This is a genomic window from Streptomyces sp. NPDC040405 (assembly GCF_055595765.1).
On sequence record NZ_JBVIVI010000001.1, the window covers coordinates 1,259,831 to 1,277,178 of the forward strand.

Genomic DNA, 17,348 nt, shown 5'->3' on the forward strand with positions numbered 1-17,348 from the left:
CGTTCCCTCTCGAGGAATCCGGAAGTCGGGTCCCTTTACGTCGGCCACGGTCACTTCAGGAGATCCCGAATTCTTTGCCGAGGAAGTCGATGAGGTCGTCGTCCGTCGCGGACTCGATCTCGCCGACGACGTCGGCGCCGTCTTCCGGTCCTCGGTTGTCGTTCCATTGCGCGAGCAGCGCCTGCAGGCGTGCGGTGATCCTGTTCCGGTCCTCGTCGTCCGGGGTGGCCTCGGCGGCCCCGGCCAGGGACTTTTCCAGTCCGTCGAGTTCGGCGAGCAGGGAGGTGACCCCCGTCGTCGCCTCGTCCGGCAGGATCTCGCCCCGCAGGTACTGGACCAGTGCGTTCGGTGTCGGGTAGTCGAAGACCAGCGTCGCCGGGAGCCGGACTCCGGTGGTCGCGTTCAGCCGGTTGCGCAGCTCGACCGCGGTGAGCGAGTCGAAGCCGACCTCGCTGAACGAGCGTGCCGGGTCGACCGTTTCCGGCCCGGCGTAGCCGAGTACGGCCGCCACCTGGGTGCAGACCAGGTTCAGCACCGCTTCGTCCCGCTCGGGCTCGGACAGCCCGGCGAGCCTTGCGCGCAGCTCGTCCGCTCCGCCGGTGGTCGCCGCCGCGGATTCCGCCGCGCGGCGGGCGGGAGTCGCCCGTACCAAGCCGCGGAAGAGGGGCGGCAGCATGCCTACACCTGCCTGGGCGCGCAGTGCCGCCATGTCGACGGGCATCGGGACCAGGAGTGGTTCGGTCTGTCCGTACGTGGCGTCGAACAGCTCCAGGCCGGTGTCCGCCGTGAGCACGCCGATGCCGCCTCGGCGGATGCGGGCGATCTCCGTCTCGTCCAGCTCACCGCCCATGCCTCCGGCCACCGACCACAGGCCCCAGGCTAGGGAGGTGGCGGGGAGGCCCTTCGTTTGGCGGTGCTGGGCCAGGGCGTCCAGGAAGGCGTTGGCTGCTGCGTAGTTGCCTTGGCCTGCGCCGCCGAAGACTCCGGCGGCGGAGGAGAAGACGATGAACGCCGCCAGGTTTTGGTCCTGGGTGAGTTCGTGGAGGTTCCACGCCGCGTCTGCCTTCGGGCGCAGTGTCTTGGCGAGGCGGTCCGGGGTGAGGGACGCGATGACGCCGTCGTCCAGCACGCCTGCCGTATGCACCACGGCCGTGAGGGGATTGGTGGTGGGGATGGTGGCCAGCGTTTCGGCCAGGGCGTCGCGGTCTGCCACGTCGCAGGCCGACCAGCTTACGGTGGCGCCCAGGTCGGTGAGCTCGGTGGTCAGGTCCTGAGCGTTGGGCGCCGCGTCGCCGCGGCGGCTCACCAGGAGGAGGTTTCGTACGCCACGCTCCGCCACCAAGTGGCGGGCGAACAGGGCACCCAGGGTGCCGGAAGCGCCCGTGAGCAGGACCGTGCCGTCCGGGTCCCACTCGGTGGCTTCGTCCTGCGTCGGTGTGGTGGCGCGGGCCAGGCGGGGGGCCTTGACCTCGCCGTTGCGGATGGCCAGCTGGGGTTCGTCGGTTGCGACGGCCGTCGCCAGTGTGTTCAGCGAGGTGTCGTGGTCCTCGGTGTCGACCAGGACGATGCGGTCCGGGTTTTCTGCCTGGGCGGAGCGGATGAGGCCGCGGGCGGCGGCGTGGGCCAGGTCTGTGGCGGAGGTGAGGATGACCAGGCGGGTTTCCGCGAAGCGGTCGTCGGCCAGCCACTGCTGTAGTAGGCCCAGGGTGTGGGTGGTCGTCTGATGCGCCGCCTCGGCGGGGGACTTTTCCCCCACCCCGCCCCTTCCCGCAGCATCGATATGCGGCTCCGCCGCGTGGTGGGGCTCCGCCCCAAGGCCCCGGTCCTCAAACGCCGGACGGGCTGAAGACGCCGCACCGTCGGCGTGCGGGCCAGAACGCCCTTCGGGCGTGTCCTCAAACGCCGGACGGGCTTGAATTGCCCCACCTGGGCTTTCAAGTGCCGCGTCCAAACTGGCTTGCCTTGCCAGGGACACCACTACGTACTCCGGGGGCTCCGCGCCCGTCTCCAGGGCATCGGCCAGCGACGCCAGGTTCGGGTACGTGGGCAGGCCCAGGGTGTCGGGGCCTACGGCCGCCCAACCGGTTGTGGACACCGACTCGGACGCCGTCGGGATGACGGCCCAGTCGACGCCGAACAGGGTGTCCGACGTGCCGCTCGGGCGGGTTGCGGCCAGTTGGTCCGGGGAGATCGTGCGCAGGGCCAGGCCCTCTACCGAGGCCACCGGGGCGCCCGTCGTGTCCGCCAGGGCCAGCGACACCGTGCCCGTGGTCGTGCCCGACAGGCGGACCCGTAGCGCGGAGGCGCCCACCGCGTGCAGGGAGACGCCCGTCCATGAGAACGGCAGTCGGCCCTGGCCGCCGTCTTCTTCCGTGGCGGCCAGGCCGAGGACGTGCAGCGCCGCGTCCAGCAGGGCCGGGTGCAGGCCGTAGGTCTTGGCTTCGGCCTCGGCGCCCTCCGGGAGCCGGACCTCGGCGAACACCTCGTCGTCGCGCCGCCAGGCCGCTTCGAGGCCCTGGAAGACCGGGCCGTAGCCGAAGCCTGAATCGGCCAGGCCGTCGTAGAGGCCGCCGACGGCGATCTGCTCGGCGTCGGCCGGGGGCCACGCGGTCAGGTCGAACGCAGCCGCCTCCGCGTCCGCCGCCAGCGCGCCGGTCGCGTGGCGCAGCCACGGCTCGTCGGCCGGGGCGTTCTCGGCGCGGGAGTGCATCGTCAGCGCGCGGCGGCCGGTGGTGTCGGGGGCCGCGAGTGACAGGCGGAGCTGGACGGCGCCCTGCTCGGGCACGATCAGCGGTGCTTCCAGGGTGAGTTCGTCCAGCCGGTCGCAGCCCGCGTGTTCCCCGGCGCGCAGCGCCAGTTCCACGAAGGCGGTGCCGGGCAGCAGGACCGTGCCCATCACGGCGTGGTCGGCCAGCCACGGCTGGGTCTGGAGGGACAGCCGTCCGGTGAAGGCGAAGCCGTCCGCGTCGGGCAGTTCCACGGCGGCGCCGAGCAGCGGGTGGCCCGCCGCGTGCAGACCGATCGCGGTGGCGTCGCCGCCGGTGGGTCCGACGTCCAGCCAGAACCGGCGGCGCTGGAAGGCGTACGTCGGCAGCTCCACCCGCTGCGCGCCGTACGGGGCGTACAGCGCCTCGAAGTCCACGGCGACGCCCCGGGCATGGGCCCGGCCGAGGGCGGTGAGCAGCGTCTCGGGCTCGGGTCGGCCACCGCGCAGGGTGGCGGCGAAGGCGTGGCGCTCGTCCGTGACGCAGTCCTGCGCCATGGCGGTGAGCACCCCTTCCGGGCCCAGCTCCACGTACGTGGTGACGCCCTGGGCTTCCAGAGTGCGGATGCCGTCGAGGAAGCGGACCGCCTCGCGGACGTGGCGCACCCAGAAGTCCGGGGTGGTGATGTCCTCGGCGGAGACCAAGGCACCGGTCAGGTTGGAGACGATCGGGATGCGTGGGGCCTCGTACGTCAGCTCCTCCGCCACCTGGCGGAACGCGTCCAGCATGCCGTCCATGTGCGGCGAGTGGAACGCGTGGCTCACCGTGAGCCGCTTGGTCTTGCGGCCCTGGGCCTCGAACGACGCCCCCAGCTCGGCTGCCGCGTCCTCGTCGCCCGCGACCACGACCGAGGTCGGGCCGTTGACGGCCGCGAGGCTCACGCGCTTGCTCAACAGCGGCGTCACCTCGTCCTCGGACGCCTGCACGGCGATCATCGCGCCGCCGGTCGGCAGTTGCTGCATCAGACGGCCACGGGCCGCGACCAGCTTCGCGGCGTCCGCGAGCGTCAGCACACCCGCCACATGCGCGGCGGCCAACTCGCCGATCGAGTGGCCGGACAGGACATCGGGCTTCACACCCCATGTCTCGACCAAGCGGAACAGCGCCACCTCAACCGCGAACAGCGCGGGCTGGGTGTAGGCCGTCTGGTCCAGCACCGAGGCGTCGTCCCCGAACAGGACCGTCTTCAGGGGCTGTTCGAGGTGTGTGTCGAGCGCGTCGCACACCGCGTCCAGCGCCTCCGCGAACACCGGGTACGCCTCGTACAGCTCGCGGCCCATGCCGAGCCGCTGGCTGCCCTGGCCCGTGAACAGGAATGCCACCTTGCCCTCGGCCACCGTGTCCGCCACGAGCCCGGGCGCGGTGCGCCCCTCGGCCAAGGCGTCCAGACCGGCCAAGAGCCCGTCGCGGTCGCGGGCGACGAGCGTCGCCCGGTGGTCGAAGGAGGCGCGGCCGGTGGCCAGGGAGTAGCCGAGGTCGGCCAGGGCGGTCTCGGGGTGGTCCGCCACATGGGTACGGAGCCGGGCGCCCTGGGCGCGCAGCGCCTCCGGGGACTTGGCGGAGAGCACCCACGGCAGCGCGGCCCCCGTGGCCCCCGTGGCTCCCTCAGGTTCCGCCGCCGGGCGGGGCTCCGGCTCGGGGGCCTGCTCGATGATGGCGTGGGCGTTGGTGCCGCTCATGCCGAAGGAGGAGATGCCCGCGCGGCGCGGACGGTCGGTCTGCGGCCATTCCCTCGGCTCGGCGAGCAGGGAGACGGCCCCGGCCGACCAGTCGACGTGCGGCGACGGCTCGTCGATGTGCAGGGACTGCGGAAGCATCCCGTGCCGCATGGCGAGGACCATCTTGATGATGCCCGCGACACCGGCCGCGGCCTGCGTGTGGCCGAAGTTGGACTTGATGGAGCCCAGCCACAGCGGCTGCCCCTCCGGCCGCTCACGGCCGTACGTGGCCAGCAGCGCCTGCGCCTCGATCGGGTCGCCCAGCGTGGTCCCCGTACCGTGCGCCTCGACCGCGTCCACCTCGGCGGCGGACAGCCCGGCGTTCGCCAGGGCCTGGCGGATGACGCGCTGCTGCGACGGGCCGTTCGGCGCCGTCAGACCGTTGGACGCACCGTCCTGGTTGACCGCCGTACCGCGCACCACGGCCAGCACCTGATGGCCGTTGCGACGCGCGTCCGACAGCCGCTCCACGAGCACCATGCCGACGCCCTCGCCCCAGGCCGTACCGTCGGCCGCCGCCGCGAACGGCTTGCAGCGGCCGTCCGTGGCCAGGCCGCGCTGGCGGCTGAACTCGGTGAACACGGCGGGCGTGGTGATGATGGTGACACCGCCCGCCAGCGCCAGCGTGCATTCGCCGTTGCGCAGCGCCTGCGCCGCGAGGTGCAGCGCCACCAGGGACGACGAGCACGCCGTGTCGACGGTGACGGCCGGGCCCTCGAAGCCGAAGGTGTACGACACCCGGCCGGAGGCGATGCTGCTGGAGCCGCCGGTGCCGAGGTAGCCCTCGACGCCCTCGGGGACGGTGCTCAGCCGCGACACATAGTCGTTGTGCATCTGGCCGACGAAGACGCCGACCTCCTTGCCGCGCAGCGTGCCCGGGTCGATGCCCGCCCGCTCGAACGACTCCCACGACGTCTCCAGCAGCAGCCGCTGCTGCGGGTCCATCGCCAGGGCCTCGCGCGGGTTGATGCCGAAGAACTCCGGGTCGAAGTCGGCGGCGTCGTACGTGAACCCGCCCTCGCGGGCGTACGACGTGCCGGGCCGGTCCGGGTCCGGGTCGTAGAACGCCTCGATGTCCCAGCCCCGGTCGTCCGGCAGCCGGGAGATGCCGTCGCGGCCCTCGGCCAGCAGCTCCCACAGGTCCTCGGGGGTGCGGACGTCGCCGGGGAAGCGGCAGCTCATGGCGACGATGGCGATCGGGTCGTCCTCGGCCTCGGCGGCCCCCTTACCGCCCCTGGCCTGCGCCGTGATGGCCGCGGCCGCCTCGGAGCCGAGGAGTTCGTCCCGCAGGTATCCGGCGAGCGCGGTGGGCGTCGGGTAGTCGAAGACGAGGGTGGCGGGCAGCCGCAGCCCGGCGGCGCCGCCGAGGCGGTTGCGGAACTCCACGGCGGTCAGCGAGTCGAAGCCGAGGTCCTTGAAGGCCCGGGCGGCCTCGACCGCGTCCGGCGAGTCATGGCCGAGCACCACGGCCACCTGGGCGCGTACGAGGTCGAGCAGCAGCTGATCGCGCTCGGCCGCGTCCAGCCGGACCAGCCGCTCCAGCAGCGAGGAGCCGTCGCCCGCGGCGCCCGACTCGGCGGTGCGGCGGGTCGTACCCCCGCGCACCAGGCCGCGCAGGAGCGGCGGCACGTCCGAGACGGTCGCGCCCGTGAGCGACGCCAGGTCGATCTGCATGGGCACCAGGAACGCGTCGCCCACCTGCTGGGCGGCGTCGAACAGGGCCAGGCCCTCGTCCGAGGACAGCCCCTGCACACCGGACCGGCTCATCCGGGACTTGTCGGTGGCCTCCAGTTCGCCGGTCATGCCGCTGGCCTCGGCCCACAGGCCCCACGCGAGGGAGGTGGCGGGCAGGCCCTGGGCCTGGCGGTGGCGGGCGAGGGCGTCGAGGAAGGAGTTGGCCGCCGCGTAGTTGGCCTGGCCCGGGCCGCCGAACGTACCGGCCGCCGAGGAGAACAGGACGAACGCGGACAGGTCCAGGTGCCGGGTCAGCTCGTGCAGGTTCAGCGCCGCGTCCACCTTGGGCCGCAGCACCTTCTCCAGCCGCTCGGCCGTCAGCGAGCCGATCACCCCGTCGTCCAGCACACCGGCCGTGTGCACCACGGCGGTCAGCGGATGTGCGGCGGGGACGGCGGCCAGGACGGCGGCGAGCTGGTCCCGGTCGGCCGCGTCGCAGGCGGCGACGGTGACCGCGGCACCCAGCTCGCGCAGCTCGGCGGCGAGTTCGGCCGCGCCCGTGGCCTGCTCTCCGCGGCGGCTGGTGAGCAGCAGATGCCGGGCGCCGCGCTCGGTCACCGCGTGCCGGGCGACCAGGCCGCCCAGGGTGCCGGTGCCGCCGGTGATCAGCACCGTGCCGTCCGGGTTCCACGCGGCGGGCACGGTGAGGACGACCTTGCCGATGTGGCGGGCCTGGCTCAGGTAGCGGAACGCGTCCGGGGCCTGCCGCACATCCCATGCGGTGATCGGCAGCGCCCGCAGCGCGCCCCGGTCGAACAGCTCCAGCAGTTCGCACAGCATCGCCTGAATGCGGTCCAGGCCCGCCTCGGTCAGGTCGAATGCCTGGTAGGAGACGCCCGGGTAGGCGGCCGCGACATCTTCGGGCGCGCGGACGTCCGTCTTGCCCATCTCCACGAACCGGCCGCCGCGCGGCAGCAGCCGCAGCGACGCGTCCACGAACTCCCGGGCCAGCGAGTCCAGTACGACATCCACGCCACGGCCGCCGCTGGCCTCGCGGAACGTGTCCTCGAAGGCCAGGTCGCGGGAGGAGGCGATGCGGTCGTCGGCGAGCCCGAGGCCGCGCAGCGTGTCCCACTTGCCGGGGCTGGCGGTGGCGTAGACGTCCACACCCCAGTGGCGGGCCAGTTGCACGGCGGCCATGCCGACACCACCGGCGGCGGCGTGGACGAGCAGCGATTCCCCGCCACGCAGGTCCGCCAGGTCGCGCAGCGCGTAGTACGCCGTCATGAAGACGATCGGCACGGACGCGGCCTGGGCGTACGACCAGCCCTGGGGCATCGGCGCCACCATGCGGCGGTCCACGACCACCAGCGGCCCGAACCCGCCGGGCAGCATGCCCATCACCGGGTCGCCGGGCGCCAGATCGGTGACATCGGGGGCGGTTTCGAGGACGACACCCGCGCCCTCACTGCCCATCAGGCCCGCGTCACCGGGGTACATGCCCAGCGCGTTCAGCACGTCGCGGAAGTTCACACCGGCGGCCCGGACCGCGACCCGCACCTGTCCGGCCTCCAGCGGCGCGGCGGCCTCCGGGCTCGGCAGCAGGGTCAGGTTCTCCAGCGTGCCCTTGTCCTCGATGTCGAGCCGCCACGCCTGCTCACCGGCCGGCGGCGCCATGGGCCCGTCGGCGGCGATGCGCGCCAGCCGGGGCGCGTGGACGGCGCCTCGGCGCAGCACGAACTGCGGCTCGCCGGAGGCCAGCGCGGCGCCCAGCGTCTCGTACGAGGCGTCGGTGCCGTCGAGGTCCACCAGCACCAGCCGGTCGGGGTTCTCGGACTGCGCGGAGCGCACCAGACCCCACACCGGGGCGTGCGCCAGGTCGTGCGTTCCCGCGTCACCGGCGGTGGCCACCGCGCCCCGGGTCACCAGGACCAGCTGTGAGGCCGCGAACCGGTCGTCGGCCAGCCACTCCCGTACGAGGGAAAGGGCTTCCTGGGTGGCGGTGTGCACCGCGCCCGTCGCCTCGTCGCCGTCGGCACCGCGCGGGTCGAGGTACGCGAGGACGTACTCGGGCGCCGTCCCGGCCTCGCCCAGCGCGGCCAGGTCGGCGTGGACCGGCGCGCCGGACGTCAGCGCGGCGGGCGCGCCGCCGCTGAGCACCGCCCACCGCGCGGTGCCTTCCGCGGCCAGCGGCACGGTGGCCCAGTCCAGCCGGTACAGCGACTCGTGGTACGCGGCGGAGCGGGCGCCCGCGAGCTGCCCGGCCGCGACCGGGCGCAGCGCCAGCTGCTCCACGGACGCCACCGGGGCGCCGGTTCCGTCGGCCAGCTCCAGCGCGACCGCGTCCGTCCCGGCCGGGGTCAGCCGCACCCGGAGCGCACCGGCGCCGACCGCGTGCAGCGACACCCCGCCCCAGGAGAACGGCAGCCTGCCCTGCTCATCGCCGTCGGGACGGGCGAACGTGCTGTGCAGCGCCGCGTCCAGCAGCGCCGGGTGCAGCCCGAACGCCTTGGCGTCGGCCTCGGCGCCCTCGGGCAGCCGGACCTCGGCGAACACCTCGTCGCCGCGCAGCCACGCCGCCTCAAGGCCCTGGAAGACCGGGCCGTACGCGAAACCGCCCTGCGCCAGGTGGTCGTAGAGCCCGTCGACGTCGGCGGGCTCCGCGCCCGGCGGCGGCCACGCCGTCAGGTCGAACGACGGCTGCGGGGCGCCCGCCACCAGCACACCGCTGGCGTGCCGGATCCACGGCACGTCGGCGGGCGCGTCCTGGGCCCGCGAGTACAGCTCCAGCGTGCGGTGCCCGGCGGGCTGCGGGGCCCCGACCACGATCTGCAGCTGCACCGCGCCGCGCTCGGGGAGGATCAGCGGCGCCTCGATGGTCAGCTCGTCCAGCCGGTCGCAGCCCACCTGGTCACCGGCGCGGATCGCCAGCTCCACGAAGGCGGTACCGGGCAGCAGGACCGTGCCCATGACGGCGTGGTCGGCCAGCCACGGGTGGGTTTCGAGGGAGAGCCTGCCCGTGAGCAGGAAGCCGTCGGAGTCGGCCAGCTCCACGGCCGCGCCCAGCAGCGGGTGGTCGGCCCGGCCCAGGCCCGCCGACTCCACGTCGCCCACGAAGCCCGCCGGGTTCGTCAGCCAGAAGCGGCGGTGCTGGAAGGCGTACGTGGGCAGGTCGACGCGGGACGCACCGGTCCCGTCGTAGTACGCCGCCCAGTCCGGCGCCACGCCACGGACGTGCAGCCGGGCGACGGCGGCGGTGACGGTCTCGGCCTCGGGGCGGTCCTTGCGGCAGGTGGCGGCGAATGCGGCGGCGCCCTCGGTGACACAGTCCTGCGCCATGGCGGTGAGCACACCGTCGGGGCCGAGTTCGAGGTACGTCGTGACGCCCTGGGTCTCCAGGGTGCGGATGCCGTCGAGGAAGCGCACGGCTTCGCGGACGTGGCGCACCCAGAAGTCGGCCGTCGTGATCTCGTCGGCGGAGACGACCTCACCGGTCAGGTTGGACACGATCGGGATGCGCGGGGCCTCGTACGACAGCCCCTCGGCCACCTCGCGGAACGCCTCCAGCATCCCGTCCATACGCGGCGAGTGGAAAGCATGGCTCACCGTGAGCCGCTTGGTCTTACGACCCCGCTCCTCGAAACCGGAAGCGATCTCCAGAACCGCGTCCTCGTCACCCGCGATGACCACGGACGACGGCCCGTTCACAGCGGCGATGCTGACCCGCTCGGTGAGCAGCGGCGCCACCTCGTCCTCGGACGCCTGCACCGCGATCATCGCGCCACCGGCCGGGAGTTCCTGCATCAGGCGGCCACGCGCGGCCACCAGCTGCGCGGTATCGGCGAGCGAGAGCACACCCGCCACATGCGCGGCGGCCAGCTCACCGATGGAGTGGCCGGAGAGGTAGTCGGGCGTCAGACCCCACGCCTCGACCAGCCGGAACAGCGCCACCTCGACCGCGAACAGGGCGGGCTGGGTGTAGGCCGTCCGGTCGAGCACCGAGGCGTCGTCACCGAACAGAACCGTTTTCAGGGGCTGTTCGAGGTGTGTGTCGAGCGCGTCGCACACCGCGTCCAGCGCCTCCGCGAACACCGGGTAGGTGGCGTACAGCTCACGGCCCATCCCGAGCCGCTGGCTGCCCTGGCCCGTGAACAGGAACGCCACCTTGCCGTCCGCCACCGAGCCCTCGACCAGCGCCGCGGCCGACTCGCCGCGCGACAGCGCTTCCAGGCCCGTGATCAGCGCGGCGCGGTCCTCGCCGACCACCACCGCGCGGTGGTCCAGCGCGGCGCGCGTGGTGGCGAGGGAGTAGCCGAGGTCGGTCAGCGGCAACTCGGGCCGCTCCGCCAGGTGGGCGAGCAGCCGTACGGCCTGGGCGCGCAGCGCGTCGGCGGACTTGCCGGAGAGGGCCCAGGGCAGCACTCCGGCCGCGCGGGGCGCGGCCTCGGCCACCGGGCGGGGCTCCGGCTCGGGGGCCTGCTCGATGATGACGTGGGCGTTGGTGCCGCTGACGCCGAAGGAGGAGATGCCCGCGCGGCGCGGGTGGCCGGTCTCCGGCCACTCCCTCGCCTCGGCGAGCAGCGAGACGGTGCCCGGCTCCCAGTCGACGTGCGGCGACGGCTCGTTGATGTGCAGGGACCGCGGCAGCACCCCATGCCGCATCGCCTGCACCATCTTGATGATGCCCGCGGCACCGGCGGCGGCCTGCGTGTGGCCGATGTTCGACTTGATGGAGCCGAGGAACAGCGGCTGTTCGGCGCTCTTCTCCTTGCCGTACGTGGCGAGCAGCGCCTGCGCCTCGATCGGGTCGCCCAGCGTGGTCCCCGTACCGTGCGCCTCGACCGCGTCCACCTCGGCGGCGGACAGACCGGCACCGGCCAGGGCCTGGCGGATGACACGCTGCTGCGACGGTCCGTTCGGCGCCGTCAGACCGTTGGACGCACCGTCCTGGTTGACCGCCGTACCGCGTACGACGGCCAGCACCTGGTGGCCATTGCGACGCGCGTCCGACAGCCGCTCCACGAGCAGCATGCCGACGCCCTCGGCCCAGCCCGTGCCGTCCGCCTCCGCCGAGAAGGACTTGCAGCGGCCGGAGGCCGACAGGCCGCCCTGACGGCTGAAGTCGATGAAGGTGTCCGGGGTGGACATGACGGTGACGCCGCCCGCGAGCGCCATGGTGCACTCGCCGCTGCGCAGCGCCTGCGCGGCCAGGTGCAGGGCCACGAGGGACGACGAGCACGCCGTGTCGATGGTGACGGCCGGGCCTTCGAGGCCGAAGGTGTACGCGACGCGGCCCGAGGCGACGCTGCCCGCCGTACCGGTGCCGAGGTAGCCCTCCAGGCCCTCGGGGAGGGCGGTCAGCCGGGAGAGGTAGTCGTGGTACATGACGCCGGTGAAGACGCCGGTCCGGCTGCCGCGCACCGCCGCCGGGTCGATGCCCGCGCGCTCGAACGCCTCCCAGGAGGACTCCAGCAGCAGCCGCTGGTGCGGGTCCATGGCGAGGGCTTCGCGCGGGTTGATGCCGAAGAAGTCCGGGTCGAACTCGCCCGCCTCGTAGAGGAATCCGCCCTCGATGGTGGCGCTGGTGCCCGTCTGCCCCTGGTCGTCGCCGAGCAGTCCGTCGAGCTGCCAGCCGCGGTCGGTGGGGAAGCCGGAGATGGCGTCGGTGGCGCCCATGACGAGCTGCCACAGCTCCTCCGGGCTGGTGACGCCGCCCGGGTAGCGGCAGCTCATGCCGACGATGGCGATCGGCTCGTCGTCGGCGACGGCGAGGGCCGTCGCGGGTGCCGCGGCGCCCTCGTCGGCCTGGTCGCCGAGGATTTCGGTGCGCAGGAAACCGGCGAGCGCGGTGGGTGTCGGGTAGTCGAAGACGAGGGTGGCCGGGAGCCGTACGCCCGTGACGGCGCCGACGCGGTTGCGCAGCTCGACGGCGGTGAGCGAGTCGAAGCCCAGCTCCTTGAAGGCGCGGCCCGCGCCGACCGCCTCCGGGCCCGCATAGCCGAGGACGGCGGCGACCTGGCCGCAGACGATCTCCAGCAGCAGCCGGTCGCGTTCGGGGACGGACAGCCCGAGGAGCCGTTCCGCGAGCCCGCCGGGGGCGGCGCCGTCCGCGGCCTCCACGACGCGGCGGGTCGTACCGCCGCGCACCAGGCCGCGCAGCAGCGGCGGCACCATCGCGACGGGCGCGCCCGCGAGCGACGCCAGGTCCAGACGCATGGGGACGAGCGCGGGGTCGCCGACGGCGAGCGCGGTGTCCAGCAGGGTCAGGCCCTCGTCGGAGGTGAGGGCGGTGACCCCGGCGCGGGTGATGCGCTGGAGGTCGGCGTCGTCCAGCTCGCCGGTCATGCCGCTGCGCTCGGCCCACAGGCCCCAGGCGAGGGCGGTGGCGGGGAGCCCCTGGGCGCGGCGGCGCTGGGCGAGGGCGTCGAGGAAGGCGTTGGCGGCCGCGTAGTTGGCCTGTCCGGGGCCGCCGAGCGTTCCGGCGGCGGCGGAGAACAGGACGAACGCGGACAGGTCCAGCTCGCGCGTCAGCTCGTGCAGGTTCAGCGCCGCGTCCACCTTGGGGGGAAGTACGCGGTCGACGCGCTCGGCGGTGAGCGAGCCGATGACCCCGTCGTCCAGCACGCCCGCGGTGTGCACCACGGCGGTCAGCGGGTGTGCGGCCGGGACGGCGGCCAGCACCTCGGCGAGCGCGGCGCGGTCGGCCACGTCGCAGGCGGCGAGGGTGACGTCGGCGCCGGAGGCGCGCAGTTCGGCGACGAGTTCGGCGGCGCCGTCCGCGTCGGCGCCGCGCCTGCTGAGCAGCAGCAGGCGGCGTACGCCGTGCTCGGCGACCAGGTGGCGGGCGACCAGGCCGCCCAGGGTGCCGGTCGCGCCGGTGACCAGGGCGGTGCCCTCGGGGTCGAGGGCGGGGGCGGTATGGGCGGCGTCGGAGGCGACCTTCGCCAGGCGCGGCACGACGACGGATCCGGCGCGGACCGCGAGCTGCGCTTCGCCGGTGGCCAAGGCGGGGGCGAGCGCGCGGTACGAGGCGTCGCCGCCGTCGATGTCGACCAGGGTGAAGCGGTCCGGGTTCTCGGACTGCGCGGAGCGCAGCAGGCCCCACAGCGGGGCGTGCGCCAGGTCCTCGGTGTCGGCGTCCGCTGCGGTGGCGACGGCGCCGCGGGTGGCGATGACCAGCCGGGAGCCCTCGAAGCGGTCGTCGGCGAGCCAGTTCTGGGCCAGTTCGAGCGCGCGGTGCAGGGCGTCGCGTACGCCCTCCTGGACCGAACCCTCCTGGACCGAGCCCTCCGGGACCGAGCCCTCCGGGTCGGCCGGGAAGAACGGCGCGACGACGGCCTGCGGCACCGGGGCGCCCCCGGTCACGGCCTCGCCGAGCGCGGCCAGGTCGGGGTAACCGGCGGCGGTGGGCAGCGCGGCGGCCAGGGCGGGAGTGTCGTCGCCCAGCAGCGCCCACTGCCCGGCCACGACGGTGGTGGCGGAGGGCACGGGGGCGGGGGTCCACTCGACGCGGAACAGCGCGTCGTGGAAGGCACCGCGCGCGGAAGTCACCTGCTCGGGCGAGACCGGGCGCAGCAGCAGCGCGTCGACCGAGGCGACGGGCGCGCCGCTCTCGTCGGTCACCAGGACGGCCACGGTGTCCTGGCCCGCGGGCGAGAGCCGCACGCGCAGCGCGGAGGCGCCGACGGCGTGCAGCCGGACGCCGCTCCAGGAGAACGGGAGGCGGCCGTGTTCGGTGTCCTCCAGGAGGGAGCCGATGCCGACGGCGTGCAGGGCCGCGTCCAGCAGCGCCGGGTGCAGCCCGAACAGGTCGGCCTCGGCGCGGGCGCTGTCGGGCAGGCGGACCTCGGCGTACACGTGGTCGCCGTGCTGCCAGGCGGCCTTGAGGCCCTGGAACACCGGGCCGTAGGCGAATCCGCTTGTCGTGAGCCAGTCGTAGAGCCCGTCGACGGGGACCTCGGTGGCATCGGCCGGGGGCCAGGTGGTGAGGCGGTCGTCGGGGGTGGTGGCGCCGGTGGCGAGCACACCGGTGGCGTGGCGGGTCCACTCGCCCTCGCCCCAGGTGCCGTCGGCGGCCTCTTCGAGCCGCGAGTGCAGGGTCAGCGAGCGGCGGCCGGTGGCGTCCGGCGCGCCGACGGACACCTGCACCTGCACCCCGCCCTGCGGGGGCAGGACGAGCGGCGCTTGAAGGGTCAGTTCCTCCAGGACGTCGGCGCCGACGTGGTCACCTGCGCGGATGGCCAGCTCCACGAAGGCGGTGCCGGGCAGCAGCACGGTGTCCATGACGGCGTGGTCGGCCAGCCACGGGTGGGTCTGGAGGGAGAGGCGGCCGGTGAACAGGAATCCGGCGGCGTCGGCGAGCGAGACGGCGGCGCCGAGCAGCGGGTGGTCGGCCGAGCCGAGCCCGGCGGCGGTGACGTCGCCGGTCCAGGGCCCGGGGGGCTCGGGCCAGTACAGCTCGCGCTGGAAGGCGTAGGTGGGCAGTTCGACGCGGCGGGCGCCGGAACCGGCGAAGACGGCGGCCCAGTCGACGGCCACGCCGTGCACATGGGCGCGGGCGAGCGCGTCGGTGAGGGCGGTGGTCTCGGGGCGGTCGCCGCGCAGGACGGGCACGAAGGCGGCGCCGTCGGCGGTGACGCAGTCCTGCGCCATGGCGGTGAGCACCCCGTCGGGGCCCAGCTCCACGAAGGTGGCGACGCCGTACTCTTCGAGCCCGCGGATGCCGTCGGTGAAGCGGACGGCCTGCCGGACGTGCCGGACCCAGTAGTCGGGCGAGCAGATCTCGTCGGCGGAGACGGAAGCGCCGGTCAGGTTGGAGATGACGGGGATGACCGGCGGCGCGTACGTGACGCTCCGCGCGACCTCGCGGAACGCCTCCAGCATGCCGTCCATGTGCGGCGAGTGGAACGCGTGGCTGACGGTGAGCCGCTTGGTCTTGCGGCCCTGTGCCTCGAACGACGCGGCGATCTGTTCGGCGGCGTCCTCGTCGCCCGAGATGACCACGGAGGTCGGGCCGTTCAAAGCGGCGATGCTCACGCGGTCGGTGAGCAGCGGCGCCACCTCGTCCTCGGACGCCTGCACGGCGATCATCGCGCCGCCGCCGGGAAGCTCCTGCATCAGACGGCCGCGCGCGGCGACCAGCTTCGCCGCGTCCGTCAGCGACAGCACGCCCGCCACATGGGCGGCGGCCAGCTCGCCGATGGAGTGGCCGACGAGGAAGTCGGGCTTGACGCCCCACGTCTCCAGCAGCCGGAACAGCGCCACTTCGAGGGCGAACAGGGCGGGCTGGGTGTAACCGGTGCGATCCAGCAATCCGCTGTCGTCGCCGAACATGACGTCGCGCAGCGGCCGTTCGAGGTGGCCGTCGAGCTCGGCGCACACCTCGTCCAGCGCCTTCGCGAAGGCCGGGACGGCCGCGTACAGCTCACGGCCCATGCCGGTGCGCTGGCTGCCCTGCCCGGTGAACAGGAACGCGACCTTGCCCTCGCCGACCTCGCCCCGGACGAGCCCGCTCGCGGGCCCCTCCTCGGCGAGCGCGGCCAGCCCGCGCAGCAGGTCGTCCCGGCCGCCGTCGCCCGCGAGGACCACGGCCCGGTGGTCCAGCGCGGCGCGGGTGGTGGCAAGGGAGTGGGCAAGGTCGGCCAGGCCGAGGCCCGGGTCGTCCTGCACATGGGCGGCGAGCCGCGCGGCCTGGGCGCGCAGCGCCCGCGCGCTCTGCCCGGACACCAGCAGCGGCAGCTGCCCGCCGAGCCCGGACCACTCACCGGCGGCCGCCTCCGGCTGGCGGTCCTCGGCGGGCGCCTGCTCGATGACGGTGTGGGCGTTCGTACCGCTGACGCCGAACGAGGAGATGCCCGCGCGGCGCGGCTGTCCGGTCTCCGGCCACGGCGTGTTCTCGGTGAGCAGCGACACGGCGCCCGCCGACCAGTCGACGTCCCCGGAGGGCGCGTCGACGTGCAGCGTCTTGGGCAGGACGCCGTGCTCGATGGCCTTGACCATCTTGATGATTCCGGCGACACCGGCCGCGGCCTGGGTGTGCCCGAAGTTGGACTTGACGGAGCCGAGCCACAGCGGGCGGCCCTCGGCCCGGTGCTGCCCGTACGTGGCGAGCAGGGCCTGCGCCTCGATGGGGTCGCCCAGCGAAGTGCCGGTGCCGTGCGCCTCGACGGCGTCCACCTGGGCCGGGGTGAGGCGGCCGTCGGTGAGCGCCTGGCGGATGACGCGCTGCTGGGACGGGCCGTTCGGCGCCGTCAGACCGTTGGACGCGCCGTCCTGGTTGATGGCCGAGCCGCGGACGAGGGCGAGCACCCGGTGGCCGTTCTTACGGGCGTCCGACAGCCGCTCGACGAGCAGCATGCCGACGCCCTCGCCCCAGCCGGTGCCGTCCGCGCCGTCCGCGAACGCCTTGCAGCGGCCGTCGGGCGCGAGGCCCCGCTGACGGCTGAAGTTGATGAACGCGCGCGGGCTGTTCATGACCGTGACACCACCGGTCAGCGCCAGCGAGCATTCGCCGTTGCGCAGCGCCTGCACGGCCAGGTGCAGCGCCACCAGCGACGCGGAGCACGCCGTGTCGACGGTGAGCGCCGGGCCCTCCAGACCGAAGGTGTAGGAGATGCGGCCGGAGATGACGCTCGCCGCGTTGCCGGTCAGCAGATACTGCTCGACGCCCTGCGGCAGCCCGTGCAACAGCTCCGGGTAGTCCTGCCCGTTGGTGCCGATGAAGACACCGGCCTTGCTGCCGCGCAGCGTGGCCGGGTCGATCCCGGCCCGCTCGAACGTCTCCCAGGACGTTTCCAGCAGCAGCCGCTGCTGCGGGTCCATGCCGAGGGTTTCGCGCGGGCTGATCCCGAAGAACCCGGCGTCGAACTCGCCCGCGCCCGCCAGGAATCCGCCCTTGTCGGTGTAGCTGGTGCCCTGGGCGTCCGGGTCCGCGTCGAAGAGCGACGAGACGTCCCAGTTCCGGTCCGTGGGGAAGTCCGTGATGGCGTCGCTGCCACCGGCCACGAGCTGCCACAGCTCCTCCGGAGACGTGACGCCTCCGGGGAACCGGCAGCTCATGCCGACGATCGCGATCGGCTCAGGCTCCTGCGACTCGACCTCGCGAAGACGCTGCCGCGTCTGGTGCAGATCGGCAGTTACCCGCTTGAGGTAGTCGAGGATCTTGTCCTGATCCGCCATTGGAGTCTCACCC

General features: G+C 74.0%; 1 protein-coding gene. It reads right to left on the reverse strand.

Translation table 11 applies throughout. From position 1 onward, the window contains the following. Positions 1–55: 55 nt before the first annotated feature. Complete coding sequence (locus ACZ59A_RS05470; protein WP_470953805.1) at positions 56–17,335, reverse strand: SDR family NAD(P)-dependent oxidoreductase; 17,280 nt, start codon at positions 17,333–17,335, stop codon at positions 56–58. Between the last annotated feature and the right edge of the window lie 13 nt (positions 17,336–17,348).

Coding starts and splice junctions, on each gene's coding strand:
- ACZ59A_RS05470 (WP_470953805.1), bottom strand. CDS start 17,335: ATGGCGGATCAGGACAAGATCCTCGACTACCTCAAGCGGGTAACTGCC.